The 17,664-nt window shown below is 61.6% G+C and carries 13 protein-coding genes; 6 read left to right on the top strand and 7 right to left on the bottom strand.

Annotated features, from left to right (window positions below):
- Nucleotide 1 precedes the first annotated feature (1 nt).
- Nucleotides 2-505: a crossover junction endodeoxyribonuclease RuvC gene (gene ruvC, locus G449_RS0103290; protein WP_022657884.1), complete on the top strand. Its 504-nt coding sequence runs from the start codon at nt 2-4 to the stop codon at nt 503-505.
- A gap of 76 nt (nt 506-581) precedes the next feature.
- Here the strand turns inward: ruvC and G449_RS0103285 are convergent, their stop codons facing one another.
- Nucleotides 582-1,181, bottom strand: coding sequence for a flavodoxin family protein (locus G449_RS0103285; RefSeq protein ID WP_022657883.1), 600 nt, complete (start codon nt 1,179-1,181; stop codon nt 582-584).
- A gap of 134 nt (nt 1,182-1,315) precedes the next feature.
- Here G449_RS0103285 and G449_RS0103280 point away from each other — a divergent pair, with 134 nt between their 5' ends.
- Nucleotides 1,316-1,711: a winged helix-turn-helix transcriptional regulator gene (locus tag G449_RS0103280; protein ID WP_022657882.1), complete on the top strand. Its 396-nt coding sequence runs from the start codon at nt 1,316-1,318 to the stop codon at nt 1,709-1,711.
- Between the two features lie 73 nt (nt 1,712-1,784).
- Here G449_RS0103280 and G449_RS0103275 read toward each other — a convergent pair whose 3' ends face one another.
- Nucleotides 1,785-2,381, bottom strand: a complete 597-nt coding sequence (locus G449_RS0103275; RefSeq protein WP_022657881.1) for a peptidylprolyl isomerase — start codon at nt 2,379-2,381, stop codon at nt 1,785-1,787.
- 305 nt (nt 2,382-2,686) lie between these two features.
- Here G449_RS0103275 and G449_RS0103270 point away from each other — a divergent pair, with 305 nt between their 5' ends.
- From G449_RS0103270 to murJ, 3 genes are all read left to right on the top strand, one after another.
- Entirely contained in the window at nt 2,687-3,391 is a 705-nt protein-coding gene (locus G449_RS0103270; protein ID WP_022657880.1) for a Bax inhibitor-1/YccA family protein, read from the top strand.
- 90 nt (nt 3,392-3,481) lie between these two features.
- Nucleotides 3,482-6,028, top strand: a complete 2,547-nt coding sequence (gene rnr, locus G449_RS15790; protein ID WP_022657879.1) for a ribonuclease R — start codon at nt 3,482-3,484, stop codon at nt 6,026-6,028.
- Entirely contained in the window at nt 6,028-7,644 is a 1,617-nt protein-coding gene (gene murJ, locus G449_RS0103260; RefSeq protein ID WP_022657878.1) for a murein biosynthesis integral membrane protein MurJ, read from the top strand. The genes rnr and murJ overlap by 1 nt, the downstream gene beginning before the upstream one ends.
- Nucleotides 7,645-7,787: 143 nt before the next feature.
- Here the strand turns inward: murJ and G449_RS0103255 are convergent, their stop codons facing one another.
- The 5 genes from G449_RS0103255 to G449_RS0103235 all read right to left on the bottom strand — a co-directional run bounded on the left by G449_RS0103255 (nt 7,788) and on the right by G449_RS0103235 (nt 16,536).
- Entirely contained in the window at nt 7,788-8,585 is a 798-nt protein-coding gene (locus tag G449_RS0103255) for a hypothetical protein (RefSeq protein ID WP_022657877.1), read from the bottom strand.
- A gap of 50 nt (nt 8,586-8,635) precedes the next feature.
- Nucleotides 8,636-9,142, bottom strand: coding sequence for a metal-dependent hydrolase (locus G449_RS0103250; protein ID WP_022657876.1), 507 nt, complete (start codon nt 9,140-9,142; stop codon nt 8,636-8,638).
- Nucleotides 9,143-9,344: 202 nt separating this feature from the next.
- Nucleotides 9,345-11,630, bottom strand: coding sequence for a vitamin B12-dependent ribonucleotide reductase (locus G449_RS0103245; RefSeq protein WP_022657875.1), 2,286 nt, complete (start codon nt 11,628-11,630; stop codon nt 9,345-9,347).
- Nucleotides 11,631-12,135: 505 nt separating this feature from the next.
- On the bottom strand, nt 12,136-14,595 hold the full coding sequence (locus tag G449_RS17670; protein ID WP_022657874.1) for a small ribosomal subunit Rsm22 family protein: 2,460 nt from the start codon (nt 14,593-14,595) through the stop codon (nt 12,136-12,138).
- A complete protein-coding gene (locus G449_RS0103235) occupies nt 14,596-16,536 on the bottom strand; it encodes an ASKHA domain-containing protein (protein WP_022657873.1) in 1,941 nt (646 codons plus the stop codon).
- Between the two features lie 71 nt (nt 16,537-16,607).
- Here G449_RS0103235 and fliM point away from each other — a divergent pair, with 71 nt between their 5' ends.
- The gene (gene fliM / locus G449_RS0103230) at nt 16,608-17,588 is read left to right on the top strand and encodes a flagellar motor switch protein FliM (RefSeq protein ID WP_022657872.1); all 981 of its coding nucleotides are present in this window, start codon (nt 16,608-16,610) and stop codon (nt 17,586-17,588) included.
- Nucleotides 17,589-17,664: the final 76 nt, after the last annotated feature.

Here is a 17,664-nt window from a genome sequence, read left to right as displayed (position 1 = left end):
CATGCAGTCTGTAACAGTCATCGGCATCGACCCCGGCTCCCAGCGCACGGGCTGGGGCGTGGTGCGCGAGGTTTCGGGCGTGCTGCAACTGGTGGACTGCGGCGTTGTACGCACGGCCTCGGCGGGAAAGGAATTTTCTGACCGCCTCGCCCGCATCTACCATGAACTTTCGGGGGTTCTGGCCCGCCTCAAGCCGGAAGAAGCGGCCATCGAGCAGGTATTTACCGCCAAGAACGCGGCTTCGGCCCTCAAGCTTGGTCAGGCGCGGGGCGTTGCCGTGGCCGCCTGCGCGGCGCACGGCCTCACCATCAGCGATTATGAACCGACCCTTGTCAAAAAATCCCTTGTGGGAACGGGCCGGGCAGAGAAGGAGCAGGTGGCCTTTATGGTGCAGCGCCTGCTCAACGTTAAAAACGCCAACTGGGCGCTGGATACCTCCGATGCGCTGGCAGTGGCCGTATGCCATCTGACCGTGCGCCGCTTTGCCGCCCTGGCAGGCAAGTAGAGTCCACCAAAGCCCGGATCTCAGCAGTTTTTCCTGCCCGCCTGATTTCCTCTCGCCCAGGCGCTGGGCCTGCCGTCTACGCGGCGGGGTATTCCGCCATATGCGGAACCACGGCCTTGCCCAGCCAGTCAATGGCTCTGCCCAGATGCCGCATATTTTCCAGGGCAAAGGCGTCCTTTGCCGCCTCCCGTTCCGCATGGCCGAAGCCCATGTTCCAGTAGGTCGAACCGGGAACCAGCATCTTGGACATCAGAAACATGTGGTTGATGCTGTCATAGGCATGAGTGGCCCCGGCGCGCCCCGCAGCCACTACTGCCGCGCCAATCTTGCCCTGAAAAAGACCGCCGTTCACATAGGCCACAAATCCGGCTCTATCCACCAGCGCCTTCAGTTCCGCAGACATATCCGTGAAATAACAGGGCGTACCCAGGATCATGGCGTCCGCTGCCAGCATTTTTTGCAGCAGTTCGTTGAGCATGTCGTTGTCAAAAACGCAGCGCCCGTTTTTGAATTCCGCACATTTTTCGCAACCACGGCAGCCCTGAATCTTCTTGCCGCCCAGCGGTACAGTTTCCACTTCCCAACCAGCCTCGCGCAGGGGCACAAGGGCCTCATGCAGCAAAAGAGCCGTATTGCCGTTTTTTCTGGGGCTTCCGTTTATGGCCAGTACCTTCATGATGTTTCTCCTGAGTGCTAGATTTGCCCCCATACTATGCCTAATCTGCAAAAGTTGAAGTACTAACAAAAAATTCATATAATGACGCCAATAACAGGTACTGACAAATAATATAGTTTTGAACAGGAAAGCCTATGGACACTCCCGACATTTGCCCGCCCGTACAGGGCAATTACCGTTGCCATTTTGAACTGACCTTGCAGCTCATTGGCGGCAAGTGGAAATTGCTGGTTATCTATTTTCTTTCATTGCAGGAAGTTATCCGTTTCAGCCAATTGCGGCGATCCCTGCCGGAAATCAGCGAACGCATGCTGGTGCGCCAGTTGCGCGAACTGGAAGAAGACGGTCTTGTGCACCGCAAGGTCTACGGCACGGTGCCGCCGCGTGTGGATTATTCGCTCACGCCGCTGGGCGTCTCGCTTGTGCCCATCATGGAATCGCTGAAAGCCTGGGGCAACATGTATGAAAAAAGCCGCAGCCAGACTGAACCTGACCACGGCGACACCAAGAAAGCTGGCTCCGGGCTGTAAAAAAACGGAGGGCTCAGCGAACCCTCCGTCTGCACACGGGCGGCAGCGCCGCCGCATGATCATTTTTTGCTCTTTATTCCACGATAACGGCCTTCTTGATAATCACGCTTTCCATGGGCACGTCGTCGTAGTAACCCTTTTTGCCGGTCTGCACGGCGGCAATCTTGTCTACCACTTCCTGCCCCTTGATGACCTTGCCAAACACGGCATAGCCCCAGCCCTGCGGCGTCTGGCTCTTGAAATCGAGGAAGTCGTTATCCTTGGTGTTGATAAAGAACTGCGAAGATGCCGAATGCGGCTCGCCGGTGCGGGCCATGGCAATGGTGTACTTTTTGTTCTTGAGGCCGTTGTCCGCTTCGTTGCGGATGGAGGCGCGGGCAGACTTCTGCTTCAGGTCGGGGGTAAAGCCGCCGCCCTGGATCATGAAGTTCTTGATAACGCGGTGAAACACCGTGCCGTCATAAAAACCGGATTTGACGTACTGCACAAAATTGGCCGTGCTGATGGGCGCTTTGCGGGCATCAAGGCGCACCACAATGTCACCAAGGCTGGTCTCAAGCTTCACAGCCGGATCAGGATCAGCAGCCTGCGCCTGCCCTGCCAGAGCAAGCATGCCACCGAGGCAAAGAGTCAGTGTAACTGCACGAAAAAAAACACGAATTGATTTCATGGATTACTCCTCTCAATATGATGTGCCGGGTCTGCCCCGGCAGGCCGCAAGGTAGCACGCTGCCGTACACGCAGCAAGGGCGGCTGACCGAACGACATCAGACCGGGCTACACCAGGCCGGAATGCGCCGGGCCAGACGCCCCCTTCCAGCGCCGAACTTTCCCCTTCCGGCCCTTGCTAAATGCCGCTGGCGTTATTATAGTTGTAGGCAGAAGACAATCTTCAAGCCCGCCCGACGGCACTGCGGCACGGAGCCGTAGCCGCCGAACGGACTGAGCGCCTTCAACTGCTTTTCGGAGGATATAATGTCATACAGCCGCAGTGTTGCTCAAAGCGCCGCTACCAGCGTTGCTTCCCTTTACATGCGTCAGGTCTATCAGTGGATGACGGCCGGTCTGGCAGTAACCACTGTCGTGGCCTACGCCGTTGCCAGTTCGCCTGCCGTGCAGGCGGCCATTTTTGGCAACACCATTGTGCTTATTCTCATGCTGGTGGCCCAGTTCGGTCTTGTCATCGCCCTTTCGGCGGCGGTTCACAAAATGTCCGGCGGCACGGCCACGGGTCTGTTTCTGCTGTATTCCGCTGTTACGGGCGCAACGCTTTCGTCCATCTTTGTGGTCTACCCCATTGCGTCCATCGCCAACGCGTTTCTGGTAACCACCGGCACCTTCCTTGCCATGTCGGTCTACGGCACAGTCACCAAGCGCGACCTCACGTCCATGGGCAGCTTTTTGTTCATGGGCCTCATCGGCATTGTCATTGCCTCGCTGGTGAACATCTTCCTCAAGAGCAGCATGATGGACTTCATCATCAGTTGCCTTGGCGTGCTTATCTTCACCGGCCTGACCGCCTATGACACGCAGAAGCTGCGCCGGTTCGGCGAAAACGCCCCCATGGAAGACGGCACCGCCGTGCGCCGTGGCGCCATCCTTGGTGCGCTGACGCTCTACCTCGACTTCATCAACCTTTTCCTCATGATGCTGCGCCTGTTCGGCGGCAACCGCGAGTGATGCGGCACTGCGCCAACGCAGCCTGAAATTTGAGCGATCGGGGGCGAAAGGCCAGACCTTTTGCCCCCTTCTTTCGCACTACGGAACCCTATGAAAAAGAAAAATTTCCAACGCGGAGCGCCCGGCGCTCCCTCCCATACCCCCGGCTTTCCCTCGCGAGAGGAACTGCTGGAGGTCTTTTCCGCCCAGACGCGCCCCATGCGCGTGGACGGTCTAATGCGTGTGCTGGGCCTTGCCCGCCGCGCCAAGGGCGACCTTGAAGCCGCACTGGCAACGCTGGCCGAGCAGGGCCGCCTGTTGCGGCTGCGCGGCGGCCTGTGGACGCGCCCCGAAGCCCTCAAGCACATCACAGGCCGCTTCAGTTCGCTGCGCGACGGCGGGGGCTTTGTTACGCCCATGCGTCCGGTTGCCGAGGGAGAAAACAATCGCGACAGCCAGCTGGAATTTACCGGCGCGCGCGATGTGTATATCCCCGCTGCGCTGACCGGCGAAGCCTGGCATCAGGACATCGTGCGCGTGGCGCTCTCCCCCGGTGCATCGCGCGGGCCATCCCCCGAAGGGCGCATTGTTGAAGTTATGGAACGCGGCCTCAAGGAAATCCCCGCCCATGCCGCCCACCGCACAGGGAATACACTTTTCTGCCGTCCGGCGGACGCGCGCCTCTCCGTCAATTTCAGCGTGGAGCTTGCTGCTGGCGAAACGCCCCCCGAGCCTGGCACTCTGGTATTGCTGGCCCCGGTGCAGCGCCTTGCCTCCGACCTTTGGACAGCCCGCATTGTGGGCGACTACGGGCGCGAGGACGATGTGGCCGTGCAGGAAGAACTGGTCAAGCTCAACCACGAGGTTCCGCGCGACTTTCCTGCCGGGGTGCTGGCTGAGGCCCAGCACCTGCCCAGTGGCCCCACGCCTGAAGACATGCACGACCGCGAAGACGTGCGCGGCCTGCCCCTTGTGACCATTGACGGCGCGGATGCCCGTGATTTTGACGATGCCGTGGAGGTCGAAGACCGCCCTGGCGGCGGCTGGCTGCTGCGCGTGGCCATTGCCGATGTGAGCCACTACGTGCGCCCCCGCGGCAACGGCAGCACCGGCGCGCTGGATGCGGAGGCCCTCTCGCGCGGCAACTCCTGGTATTTCCCCAAATCTGTGGAACCCATGTTGCCGGAGGCTCTTTCCAACGGTCTGTGCAGCCTGCGCCCGGACGAAGACCGCCTCGCCATGCTGGCGGAAATTCCCTTTTCTCCGCAGGGTAAACCCGGCACACCGCGCTTTGCTCAGGTGGTCATGCGCTCTGCGGCGCGGCTGACCTACGATCAGGTCAAGGCATGCATGCTCGACAACGATGCCGCAGCCCTTGCCGCCCTGCGCGAAAACCCGCGCGGTGAAGAAGTTATCACCATGCTGCAAAGGGCCTTTGCCCTGTATGCGGCCCTGCGTGATGCCCGCCGCCAGCGCGGCAGCCTTGATTTTGACCTGCCCGAGGCAGACAGTCGTCTGGACGAAGCCGGGCGCGTGGTCTGGATCGGGCACCGCCAGCGACACGATGCCCACCGCCTCATTGAGGAATTCATGATCGCGGCCAACGAGGCTGTGGCGCGCCATCTGCGCGATGCGGGCATGCCCTTTCTTTATCGTGTGCATCCCCTGCCCGACCCGGAACGACTGGAAAGCCTTTTTGACACCCTAGCGGGCGTGGGTATGGAAGACCTGCCGCCCCGGCCGGAAGCCGCAGCCATGCAGGGCATTCTTGCCCGCGTGCAGGGCACGGATCAGGAATTTCTGGTCAACCGCCTCTGCCTGCGGGCCATGCCGCAGGCGCGCTATCAGCCTTTCAACGAAGGGCATTTTGGCCTTGCTTCGCAGGCATACTGCCACTTTACCTCGCCCATCCGCCGCTATGCGGACCTGCTGACCCACCGGGCGCTCAAAACAGCCATGGGCATCGGCGTGGGCGCACTGGCCGCAGGGCAGAAGCTGCTGCGCATCAGCGACCAGATCAACAGGCGCGAACGGGCGGCCATGGCCTGCGAACGCGAGATGGATCGCCGCATGGGCTGCCTTGCTCTACTGCCCCGCGTGGGCGAACACTTCAAGGGCATGGTGGCCGGGGTCACGGACTTTGGCATTTTTGTGGAACTGGCCGACATGCCAGTGGAAGGCATGATCCGCATTGATGACCTCGGGGATGACTGGTACGACTTTGACCCCCGCACCATGAGCCTTGTGGGCCAGCGCTCCGGCGTCATGTGGCGCATGGGGCAGAGCCTTGAAGTCGCGCTGGCGGAAGTGAATATGGGGCGGCTTGAAATCCGGCTCATGCCGCTGGAACTGCCCAAGGCGGCGCAGGGCAACTGGCGCGGCAGGGGCAAAACATCCCGCAAACCTGCTCACAAGGGCGACGCAAAACCGGGACGTACAAGCCGTTCCGGCGGTTCGCGCTCCGGCTGGAAGATCACCTCGCCCGGCGACGAGTCCAGCAAGAGCGGGGGCAAGGGTGGAGCAAAGGGCAAGGCCCGCCGCAGCGAGGGGGGGCCAAAGCGAGGCCCCAAGACTGGAGGCAAGGGCAAGGGCGGTAGCACCGGTTCTGGCGCGCGCGGGCGCAGCGCGGGCAACGGCAGCAAAAAGCGGGACCGCTGATGGCACTGCTTTCCGCACAGCAGCGTATGGGCGCAGCCGCGCTCATACTGGCGGCCAGCACGGTTCTTTCGCGCCTTATGGGCCTTGCGCGCGACAAGATCATTTCGTGGCAGTTCGGTGCAGGCGGCGAATCCGATATGTATTTCGCCGCCTTTGTGGTGCCGGACATCATCAATTATCTGCTGGCGGGCGGTTTTATGTCCATCACCATCATCCCCCTGCTGACCCGCAGGTTTCAGGAGGATGAGGCGGACGCATGGCGCTTTTTTTCCTGTGTTTTCTGCTGGATGGCGGCTGCCTCCACACTGCTGACCCTCGGCGGCATGGCCCTTGCGCCCTGGCTGGCGCAGGCGGTGGCCCCCGGCTTTAGGCCGGAGCAGTGGGAGCGGCTGGCCTTTTTTATGCGCATCATCCTGCCCGCCCAGATTTTCTTTTTGTGCGGGGCATGCGTCACGGCCCTGCTGTTCATGCGGCGTCAGTTCCGCGTGCCCGCGCTGGCCCCGCTGATCTATAACGGGGCCATCATTGCCGTGGGCCTGCTGCTGCCCTGGCTGGCAAGCATGCAGGTTGCGCAGGCCGCTTTGCCCGCAGGCCTGCTGGCCCACATGGACGGCATGACCGGCTACTGCGTTGGCGTGACCCTTGGCGCGGCCCTTGGCACCTTTGTGCTGCCCCTGCGGGTGGCGTCCCAGCAGGGCCTGCGTCTGCACATGGAATGGCGGCACCCGCTCATGGGCAAATTTTTACTCACTGCCCTGCCCCTCATGCTGGGGCAGACCATCATGATGCTGGACGAGCAGTTTTTGCGGGTCTTCGGCAGTCTGGCGGGCGATGGCGCGGTGAGCCTGCTCAACTACGCCCGGCGCATCACCCAGGTTCCTGTGGGGCTGGTGGGTCAGGCCGCCGCCGTGGCGTCCTATCCCTTTTTGGTGGCGCTGCTGGCGCAGGGCGACACCGAGCGCTTCAACTCCACCCTGCGCACGGCCCTGCGGGCCAGCGTTGCCCTGATCATTCCTTGCGCGTTCTGCATGGCGGCCACAAGCTGGCCCATCCTTGGCGTTATTTTTCAGGGCGGGCGCTTCAGCCTCGCGGACACGCTGGCTACCTTGCCGCTCACGCGCATCATGCTGGCCTCCACGCCCTTCTGGATTATCTACATGGTGCTGGTGCGGGCCTACTACGCCCACGGCGATACCATTACTCCGGCTGTGACCGGCAGCATCATGACGGCGCTGTGCATACCCATGTACTACTGGTGGGCTGTTCCCAACGGGGCGTGGGCCATCGCGGCCCTCTCGGGCCTGAGCGTGAGCCTGTACGTACTCTGGCTGGTGGGCATATGGATTCGCCGCCACGGCAGCGGGGCCTTTACGGGCCTGACCGGGCTGGCAGCGCGGGTGATCTTTTGCAGTCTGCCCGCCACGGCTGCTGGCTGGTGGGTCTCTGAGGTCTGCATGCGCTCGTTTACGCTGTCCCCCATCCTCAAGGCCTGCGTGGTGCTGATGCTGGGCAGTTGCGCCTTTGCGGCCCTGTTTCTGCCCCTTGCATGGCAGACCGCGCCCGAAGCTCTGGAGCCAGTACTGCAAAGGCTGCGGCGCAGACGCGGTACCGCCTGACTCTGCGGGAAAAACTAAGCTTGAAATGTTCGGGGGAGGGCCATCCCCCCTGGCACATTTAACTGACAGAGCCCAGAGCGCGGCATCCTCCGCCGCAGTAAAAGTCTCTTCCATTATCACATCTGATCAGGCTGCCCTCAGGACTACGATCCTGCCTCTGTGCCAGCGGCATGCCTTTGCTGCGACCGCTGCTCCAGCAGGGAAACCAACGCGCTCGCCAGCAGGGCCGCGCCCGATGCAAGGCCGTAACACAGCCACAGGGACAGATGCTCAACCCCTGTCATCACCACCACCGCAAAGACTATGCAGCCAAACCACCCAGCCATAATGCCCCGAAAAATGCTTATCACGGCCCCAGCCCCCAGCGTGGCATGGGCAAAGGGCACAATAGAGCAGACCATGACCGGAAAAAACATGAGTACGCCGCTCCAGCCGGGGCCAAGCCAATGGGCGGCCTCCGTCACGGCAAAGACCAGCCCGGCCCCGCAGGCCATCTGCATGGGAACGCGCACACCTGCGGACAGCGCATGACCATGTTTGCATCGGGCCACAACCCTTGGCAGGCAGGTCAGTACCAGCACTGGAGAAAGTGAGGACAGCGCCACTGCCCACAAATGCGTGAACGGCAGGTGCAGCACTGCCCAGCCCCCGCCAAAAAATCCGCACAGAGCCGCAGGCAGGGCCACAAACCAGGGCAGGCCCCAGGCGGCAAGCCAGGGATAGACAAGCGCTGTTATCGTGCAGGCCAGCACCCCAAGCAGGGTGTTGAATGAGGCTGCGGCAGAAAAAGCCGCGCCCTGCTCCAGCGTGAGGAAAAAGGAAACCGGGCCGGAAATGAGCGGCAAGCCAGCAATAACGCCGCCCACAAATGAGCCCCAGCGGCGGGCCACCAGCAGGCACATGAGAATAAGCAGTGGCGTGAGAAAAATTTTGACCAGCATCTATGCCGCCCTGTGAGTGCAAAAAATCCGCGCCGGGTGTACCCGCCGGATCAGAACCAGCTTCCGTGACCCAGTTTGTGGGACAGGCGCAGCAGGTCTTCGTGAAAGAACAGCCACGTTGCGCCCGCCACACAGGCCAGAAAACAGTATTCACCAAGGCTGCCTGTGGAGCACAGCTTGAGCGACAGCTTGTTCTGGCGCGAAAAGGGCGTCAGCGGCACCCCTGAAGGGGTCAGCATATCCAGCAGCACATGGCTCAGCCCCCCAAAACCCAGGCCGAGCAGGGCATCGCGCCCCAGCGAACCAAGGCTGGCAGGCGGCAGGGCAAAAGCCGCCACGCAAACTGCCAGCCACCAGCCAAACCAGTGGGTTGTGCCCCGGTGGATGGCATTGAACACTTTTTGGCGGCCCCTGCGGGTGGGGGCGAGGCCCGCGATGCGCTGATCCAGCACATCGGGCAGCACCGCGCCAGCGCAAGCCGCCGCCACGCCCTCCCAGGGAAGATGCAGCGCCAGCGCCGCCGCCACAGCCGTGGCCTGATGCGTAATCCATTTCATGGTGTAAACCGCTTATGAAATAACAGTGCGGGGAAGTGCCTCTTGTACAAAAGAGCGCCCTCCCCCGCAAGGATATTACTGATCTGTTTGCTGATTGTCCTGAGCCGCCGGAAGCAGTGGGCGCGGATTTTTATAAAATCGCTCTGCCCCGCCTGGCCCAAGAGACCCAGCAAAATATCTTACCGTCAGTCAGGTCCAATCATTACCCGCAACGCGAAAAACCGCAGCCAGGGCAGATAAGGCAGCCTTCCTGAAATACCAGCGGTTCGCCGCATTCAGGGCAGTTCTGGGCTTGCAGGTCGTTGACGTCGCCGATGTGCTCATCCTTGAGATAGCGCCTTTCCAGCACCCAGGCGATGGCATCGGGGATGGAAAGCAACAGCCCCTTGCCGCGAAACACGGGGTGCTCGCCGCCGATGCCCTTGATCTGGGCCACAACATCGCGCACGTGCACGCCGGAGCGCAAGGCCAGCGACACCAGGCGGCCAATGGCCTCGGCCTTGGCCGTGATGGAGCGGCCAGACTTGCCTATGGTGGCAAAAACCTCAAAGGGCTGCCCGTCAACCTCGTTGACGGTGAGGTACATCACGCCAAGCCCGGTGGGCACCTTCTGCGTGAAGCCCCACACAATGTCGGGCCGCTTGCGCACACCCGCGCCGACCTGGGCAGCAGACAGGCCAGACTGCGCAGACTCAGCGCCGCTTTCGCCGTCCATTTTCTTTTGCCCTTCGCCCGTGGCCAGCACCTGGATGCTTTTGCAGCCGTCACGGTACACAGTCACGCCCTTGCAGCCTTCCTGATAGGCCAGCCAGTAAATATCAAAAATATCCTGTTCCGTTGCGCTGTTGGTCAGGTTCACGGTTTTGGAAACGGCATTGTCGGTATGGCGCTGAAAGGCCGCCTGCATGCGCAAATGCCACACAGGGGCGATATCCATAGCCGTAACAAAGACCTTGCGCAGCTTGGCGGGCAGGTAGTCCATTTCCTGAATGGACCCCTTGGCCACCACCGCATCCATAAGCTCATGGCTGAACAGCCCGGCATCGGCAAGGGCCGTCTCAAAATGGGGGTTCACCTCCACAAGGCGCTCGCCGTCAAGGATGTTGCGGGTAAAGCACAGGGCAAACAGCGGCTCCACGCCGGAGGAGCAGCCCGCGATGATGGAAAGCGTCCCCGTGGGCGCAATGGTGGTTACCGTGGCGTTGCGGTAGGGGCCAAGCTTCTTTTTGGCGTACACGGACGTGGCGTAGGCAGGGAAAGCGCCGCGTTCCACAGCCAGCTGGGCCGAGGCCTTGTGCCCCTCTTCCTGAATAAAGGCCATGATGCGCTCGCCAAGCTCAAGGCCCTGCTGCGAATCATAGGCCATTTCAAGCTGATAGAGCAGATCGGCAAAACCCATGACGCCAAGGCCGATCTTGCGGTTCCTGCGCACGGTTTCAGTGATGCTGTCCAGCGGAAAACGCGAGGCATCAATGACGTTGTCGAGAAAGCGCACGGACAGGTGCACCACGCGCTTGAGTTCGGCCCAGTCAATGCACTCGCGGGCCGGATCAGCCGCATCGTTGTGACCGGGAACATAAAAACACGAAAGGTTGATGGAACCCAGATTGCAAGCCTCGTAGGGCAGCAGGGGCTGTTCGCCGCAGGGGTTGGTAGATTCTATCTCGCCCTGGTCAGGCGTAGGATTGTCGCGGTTGATGCGGTCAAGAAACACAATGCCCGGATCGCCGGACTGCCAGGCCTTTTTGACCAGCAGCTCAAAAATCTCACGCGCGCGCAGGCGGTTGATAACTTCGCCGGAATTGGGAGCCACAAGGTCGTAATGCTCATCGTTTTCCACGGCGCGCATGAAGACTTCTGTCAAGCCCACGGAAAGATTGAAGTTATTAAACTCGCCCTCTTTTTCCTTGGCGCGAATAAATTCAAGGATGTCAGGGTGATCCACGCGCAGAATGCCCATATTGGCCCCGCGCCTCGTGCCGCCCTGCTTCACCTGCTCTGTGGCGGTGTTGAAGATGCGCAAAAAGGATACCGGGCCAGAGGCAACGCCCCCGGTGGAACCCACGCGGCTATCCTTGGGGCGCAGACGCGAAAAGGAAAATCCCGTGCCGCCGCCAGACTTGTGGATCATGGCCGCGTATTTGACCGCGTCAAAAATTTCTTCAATGGAGTCGCCCACCGGCAGCACAAAGCAGGCCGAAAGCTGCCCCAGATCAGTGCCCGCATTCATGAGCGTGGGCGAATTGGGCAAAAACTTCCAGCTGGTCATGAGGTCATAGAAATCGCGCGCCAGCACATCGCCCTTGCAGGTGGACTGGTTGTACTTGGCTTCCTCGGCGGCAATGCAAGATGCCACCCGCCAGAAAAGATCACGCGGGGTTTCCACCTGCTTGCCGCTCAGATCCTTGCGCAGATAGCGCTTTTGCAGAACAACTTCCGTATTGGGCTTCAACTGTGGCTGCGGCAAATTCTTGGGCATTGTGAGCATGAAAAAACAGCCTCGTATTTAAGGTATGCAGCCGCCGGAGCGGCTCCGAAGTTTCCGTATGACTAACCGCAAAACAGAAGCCGCAGCAGGGCGGCTCAGATACGGCGTTTGATAATAAGTGCTGAGTATACACGGAACCTATGCAAATAAAAGCCCCCGAAAACCCGCATAGCACCATTAACATACTTAATTATTTGCATAAATTAGTAATAAGAATAGCTAATATCGACAAAAAACTTTAGGCTTCCACCGCTCTTCGCCCGTTTTTTTAGCCAGTGGCGCGGATATGCGGGGCAAGTTCTTTTGAACAAAATATTGTGCGGGTGACCCAGCCGAAGGAGGTGGGAAATGCCCCAAGGCCTCACAGGGGGCTCATGAACATTCTGAACTGAAAATTCTGCAAGGGGAGCAGCTATGGTGCGTCATGCACTGGAAAGGGGGGCACAAGCCCCCCCCCTGAAGTTCGCTGCTAAAACGCAATCATCAGTACTGATGCCCTGCGTGCCTAGCGCTTGTTGCGTCGCGGGCCAGTGGGCTTGCCAGAGCGCTTGTCGCCTGGCCGCCTGTCGCCAGAACGGTTGTCAGAAGAGCCTCCACGGCCCTTTCTGTCCTGTCCGCCCGGTCTGTCCTGACGGTTGTTGCGGTCTTGACGGTCTTGACGATTAGGCCGATCAGGCCTGTCCGAGCGTTCAGACCGATCTGAACGGTTTGAACGCTCGGGCTGGCCCTGCCGATCCTGGCGGCCTTTCCAGTCCGGACGGTCGTCACGACCACGGCGGTCATCCCTGCCTGAACGATCATCACGCTGAGGGCGGTCAGTGCCTTGAGGCCGGGGCGGACGTCCACCCTGCCCTCTGCGGTCGTCTCCCTGACTGCGGTCGCCCTGCGGGGCGCGGGACGGACGTTCTGGATAGCCCTTTCCTGCGGGCCTATTGCCTTCGCGGGTGCTATCGCGGGTTCCATCCCTGCCGCCTTCTCTATTGTCCCTGTTGTATGGCGCGGGCCTGCGCCCTTGTTCATCAGCACCGGGGCGGCGCTCCGGCCGGGGGGCTCCTCCCTGCTGCGCCGGAGGGCTCACCTGCAGGGCGCCGCTTTTGCGGTCGCGTGGCCCGCCAGCGGCAATGGAAACAGTCAGTTCATCACCAGAGGCCAGACACTCGGCATTTTCCAGCAGCAGTATCCCCTTGCCAGAGCAGGCGTAGCGCGCCCTGCCCGCCAGACCCGGCACCAAAAAGGGGGCGGAAAGCACCCTGGCGGCCAGGGAACCGGACGTTTGCGCTTCTGCCTCGGGCATGGCGGCAAGCAACAGGGGAGAGAGGCTCAGGCCGCTTTTGCCAAGACCCGAAGCCTGCGACAGGTCTTCAAGCCACAAAGGCGCGCCTTCGCTGCCAAAGGTAAAGTGGCACCATGTGCGCCCGCCCTGACCGCGCAGCAATGGGCAATCAGCCTGATGTGTACAGGGCGCAAGGGCCGTCAGCCCGCCGTCAACGGCAAGCTGGCGCAAACGCATGATGGTGGAGCCGCCAAGGCGCGTACCGGGTTCCACAAACAGCAGGGAAGGCCCAACAGGGGATGGGCTGCCCGCAGTGGCACCGCCACGCAAGTCCGCATGGTCAAAGAGCGGCGACAGGGATTCAAGGAAGCTGTCGAGCCGATCCTCGCGGCAGCCTTCGGGCTTTTCACCATCGGCCTCGCCCGCAGCTGGATTGCCGTCAATATCCATGTCCTCGGCGTCCAGCGAATCAAATTCGTCCTCGTCTTCTATGGCGCTTGCGCCGCGTGAACGCTTTTTGCCAAAACGCAGTTCGTTGAGCACGTTGGCGGCGCTGACCAGCCACGGGCGCGCCCGCCCGCCAGAAAGCAGAGGGGCGGTCTGCCGCACAACCTGATCAAGAGGCGCGCGGGCCACGCGCACAGGCCATACGGGCTGGCCCGTCAGCTCGCCCAGAACTTCCATAAGGGTTTTGCCCAGTTCAAGCGGCTGCGACGAGGTATCCAGCGCCAGCACCCGCACTGGGGCACTGCGCCATTCAGGCCTTGCCATCCAGAGGGCCAGCGGCAGGGTCAGCGGGCCTGAGCCCACGTCCACCAGCAGGGCCTCGCCACCTTGCGGAGCCACCGTGCGGGGGTCGGCCAGGGGCAGGCTTGTCAGCAGGCGCGTGAGGCGCACGAGATTCCAGGGAAGAAAATAATACAGATAGGCGCTGATGGAGGCCGGGGAACTCCAGTACGGACGCGCCAGCCCTGCGCGTTCTGTGGTCAGAAGGCGCGAAAGTTGGGCCACATCATCGGGCAGCGAACGCTTGTGGGCCGTATTGAGCGGCCACACCTTGGTCAGGGCTTCGGGCAGCATATCCAGGATACGCTGGATTTCAGCCGAAAGCGGCGGAAACAGCGCTCTGGCGGCAGGCCATGCCCCCGATTCAAAAGAACGCGCTGTGGGGCGCTGATTCTGGCGCTCGAAGTTGCGCTGCCCGGAAGAAGCAACGTCCCTGTCGCCCTCGCGCTTCTCAGGCCGGAGTGCAGGCCTGCCGTAGCGGTCCCTGGGTGCGCTTGGCGAACGTCCATCCTGACGGCGGTCGTCACGCCGATCAGCGGGGCGGTCAGTGGGACGTCGGTCGTCACGGCGATTGTCGCGGTGGTCTTCTCGCCTCCCATCACGCCGTGCATCACGGCGTTCATCCTGCCCCCTTGAGGGACGGCTGCCAGGCCGGCTATTGGGACGGCTGCCGGGCCTGTCGTCACGGCGGTCAGAAGCACGCCCGTCCCGGCGGTTATCCCGGCGGTCGTCCTGACGGCCAGCGTTACGGTCATCGCGTCCAGCAAATCTGCCGTCCGCGCCATCGCGCCGCACGGGCCTGTCGTCAGGTCTGCGCGGGGACTGGCGGCGGGGCTGGCTGGTGCCCTCGCCAGAACGGCGGCTACGCCGATCGGAATCGTTAAAAGAATCGTCTTTCGCGGACATTTATACTCCAAAGCGCATACGGCGCAGATAATCGGTGTGAAAATTCGGTTCGTCTACAAGGGGAAGCACCACGGCCTCGCGGCACATGCGGGCCAAAGGCGGAATTTTTTTGCTGTGCAGCGCAAGCAGCGCGGCTCCGTCCAGCGCAGTATTGCCCACGGCGTGGATGCGCGGGGCCAGAACAGCGGGAACAAAGCCCAGAGTTTCAAGGTCGTCCGGCCTGACATATTCGCCCAGCGTACCAGCCAGACGTACTGCCGCAACATTGCTGGCAGGAATATCCGCCGCGCGCAGCAGCGCATCCAGAGCCAGAGCAAAGGCGGCCTTGACCTGCAACAGGGCCTCCACATCAGCGGCGGCAAGCCACAGGCCATGCGGCAGGCGCAGGCGCGCGCCTGACCGGGGCAGGCCGGATGCCGGGTGTTCCCCTGCCGGATTGGGTTGCTCCAGCCCGGCAGCCAGCTTGCGCGCCAATGGCATGACCGGATTTGCCACAAACTGCCCGTCATCGCGCAGAACGCCCGCGCGCAGCAGCAAGGCCAGCAGGGACAAATATCCTGTGGCGCTTATGCCGCGCGCTACAGCTCCCGAGGATCCAACTCCAGCACCAGCCGCAGGACCTGCCGCAAGCCCTTCTGGGTTCTGCCCCGCGTTTGCGCTCTGGCAGGCAGGACAGGGGCAAACAGCGCCCTGCGCAGCATGGTGACGCGCCGCATCCGCTGCATTTTCTGCATCCGGGGACGCGCTTTCATAAAACTGCGCAGCAAGCCCCAAGGGCGTGAGCGTAAAGCCCGTTACCACACCGGGGCCAGCCAGATGGCCGCATTCAGGCCCAATACCTTCCAGAGCCGGGCCAAGGGGTACGCTGGTCAGCCACAACTGTCCAGTCTCGGTTACCAGTGCAAGTTCGCCGTTGGTGCCAAGGTCGGCCAGCACAAAGGGCCGGGGAACATCCGCCTCCAGCAGGGCGGCCAGCCCCGCGCTCACGTCGCCGCCCACAAAGGGCGCGGGCAGCGGCGGTACATAGAGAGGTGGAAAACCCGGCAGGGCAACGGTTTCATCGCCGCTGTGCGCCAGCCTGTACGGAGCGGCGCACAGGCCCTCCACATCGCGATCAAGAAAAATATCCGTCATGGCCGTATTGGCAGCCAGACACAACCGCGTCACCCGCCCCGCGCCCGACTGCGCCAGCGAATCCATGATGCCCAGCAGTTGCCGCCGGGCAAGCCCGGCCAGCACGGCACGCCCTTCTGGCGCGCGCGCCACGGCAAGGCGCGACATGACATCCGCCCCGGCCCCGGCCTGAGGATTGAGCGTACGGCCCTCAGCCACTGCCCGGCCCTGCATATCAAGCGCCCGCCAGCACAGGGATGTGGTGCCAAGATCAACAGCCAGAGCCAAATCCGGCGGCGTTATGACGTGACCGGACGAATGCCCTGTTGCTTGCGCTCCCGCAGGCAGAACAAGATTCTCCGGCGGCAACTCAAGATCAAGCGCGGCAGCGCCCCCCGCCGCAGACGTGTCAGGGGCGGGCACCTGACGACGGCAGGCCAGACGCCAGCCAGCCTCCAGCTGCGGGGCGGAAAAAACGTCCTCCTCCGCAGGCAGGCAAGGCGGCGCATGGCGCACAAAACGCACGCGGCAGCGCCCGCAACGCCCAAGCCCGCCGCACAGGGGCAAAGGGCGCACCAGCCCCGAAAGCCAGATGGCCTGCGAAAGGCTTTGCCCCGGCCTTGCGGCAATAGTCACTGCTGGCGCGGCTGGAGCAGCGCCGCATGGGTCTGCATGGGCATGGTCACTGGCCGAAAAAAGACGTACAAACATGCGCCAAGAGTGCCTGACAGACCCGGTAAAGGCAAGCGTGGCGCACTCCTCTGGTTTTCGGCGGTTGCTCTGGCAAAAGGCGCTGTACGGCTTGTCAAACTGGCCTTTATCTTGCATATTCCATCTGCGTGGTCGTGTGCGGAAAAACACGCCGCAACACACATTTTCACGACTGTTCCGAGGCTGGTATGAACAAAGTTCTGGCGCAAGACGAAGTTGATGCCCTGCTGCGCGGGCTTTCCGGCGGGGAAATCGAAAACGAAACGGAAACGCAGGAAGACGATTCCGGCATTGTGTCTTTTGACCTTGCCAATCAGGATCGCATCATCCGCGGGCGCATGCCCGTGCTTGAAATCGTTAACGACCGTTTTTCGCGGCTTTGCACCAACGCCCTTTCAAACTCTGTGCGCAAGCGCGTGGAGCTGAACCCCATATCCATTGATATGACCAAGTTCGGCGAGTTCATGCGCTCGCTGCCGGTGCCAACCTCCATCAATATTTTCAAAATGGATCCCCTGCGCGGCAATGCCATCATGGTTGTTGATTCGCGTCTGGTATTTGCTTTGGTGGAAAACGTGTTTGGCGGCGCGGGCTCCCAGCCCAAGGTTGAGGGCCGCGAATTCACGCGCATTGAACAGGCCGTGGTAGACAAGATTGTCAAAATCGCGCTGGAAAACATGGAAGAATCCTGGCGGCCAGTACATGACGTAAAGCTTGAGCTGGTGCGCAGCGAAATCAATCCGCAGTTCGCCGCCATTGTGCCCCCAAGCGATGTTGTGGTGGTCATCACATTTGAAGTTGAGCTGGACACGGCGCTCGGCTCCATGATCATCTGCTTGCCCTACGCCACCATTGAACCCATTCGTTCCAAGCTGCATGCGAGCTTTCAGACCGAACGCCTCGAAGTTGACCACGCATGGGTGGCGCGCCTTAAAGAGCGCCTGCTGGAAACCCCAGTGGAAATGAAGGTGCATTTTGGCCGCACCACCATCACTGGCAACCAGTTGCTGCGCATGCAGGTGGGCGACATTATCGTGCTTGATACCGACCACGAAGACATGCTCAACTGCACGGTCGCCGGGGTGACCAAGTATCAGGGCCTGCCTGGCACCATCAAGGCCATGAAGGCCTTTCAGATTATCAAGGAAAACGAGCCGCAATACACCTGATGCGACCAGCCACGCGTCAAAGGCGGGCACCCGGTTGCCTGCAAAGCTGGCGCTGCTGCCCGTATTAAAATTTAAT

Source organism: Desulfovibrio desulfuricans DSM 642 (genome assembly GCF_000420465.1).
GTDB lineage: Bacteria > Desulfobacterota > Desulfovibrionia > Desulfovibrionales > Desulfovibrionaceae > Desulfovibrio > Desulfovibrio desulfuricans.
This window is presented reverse-complemented; position numbering and strand designations above follow the sequence as displayed.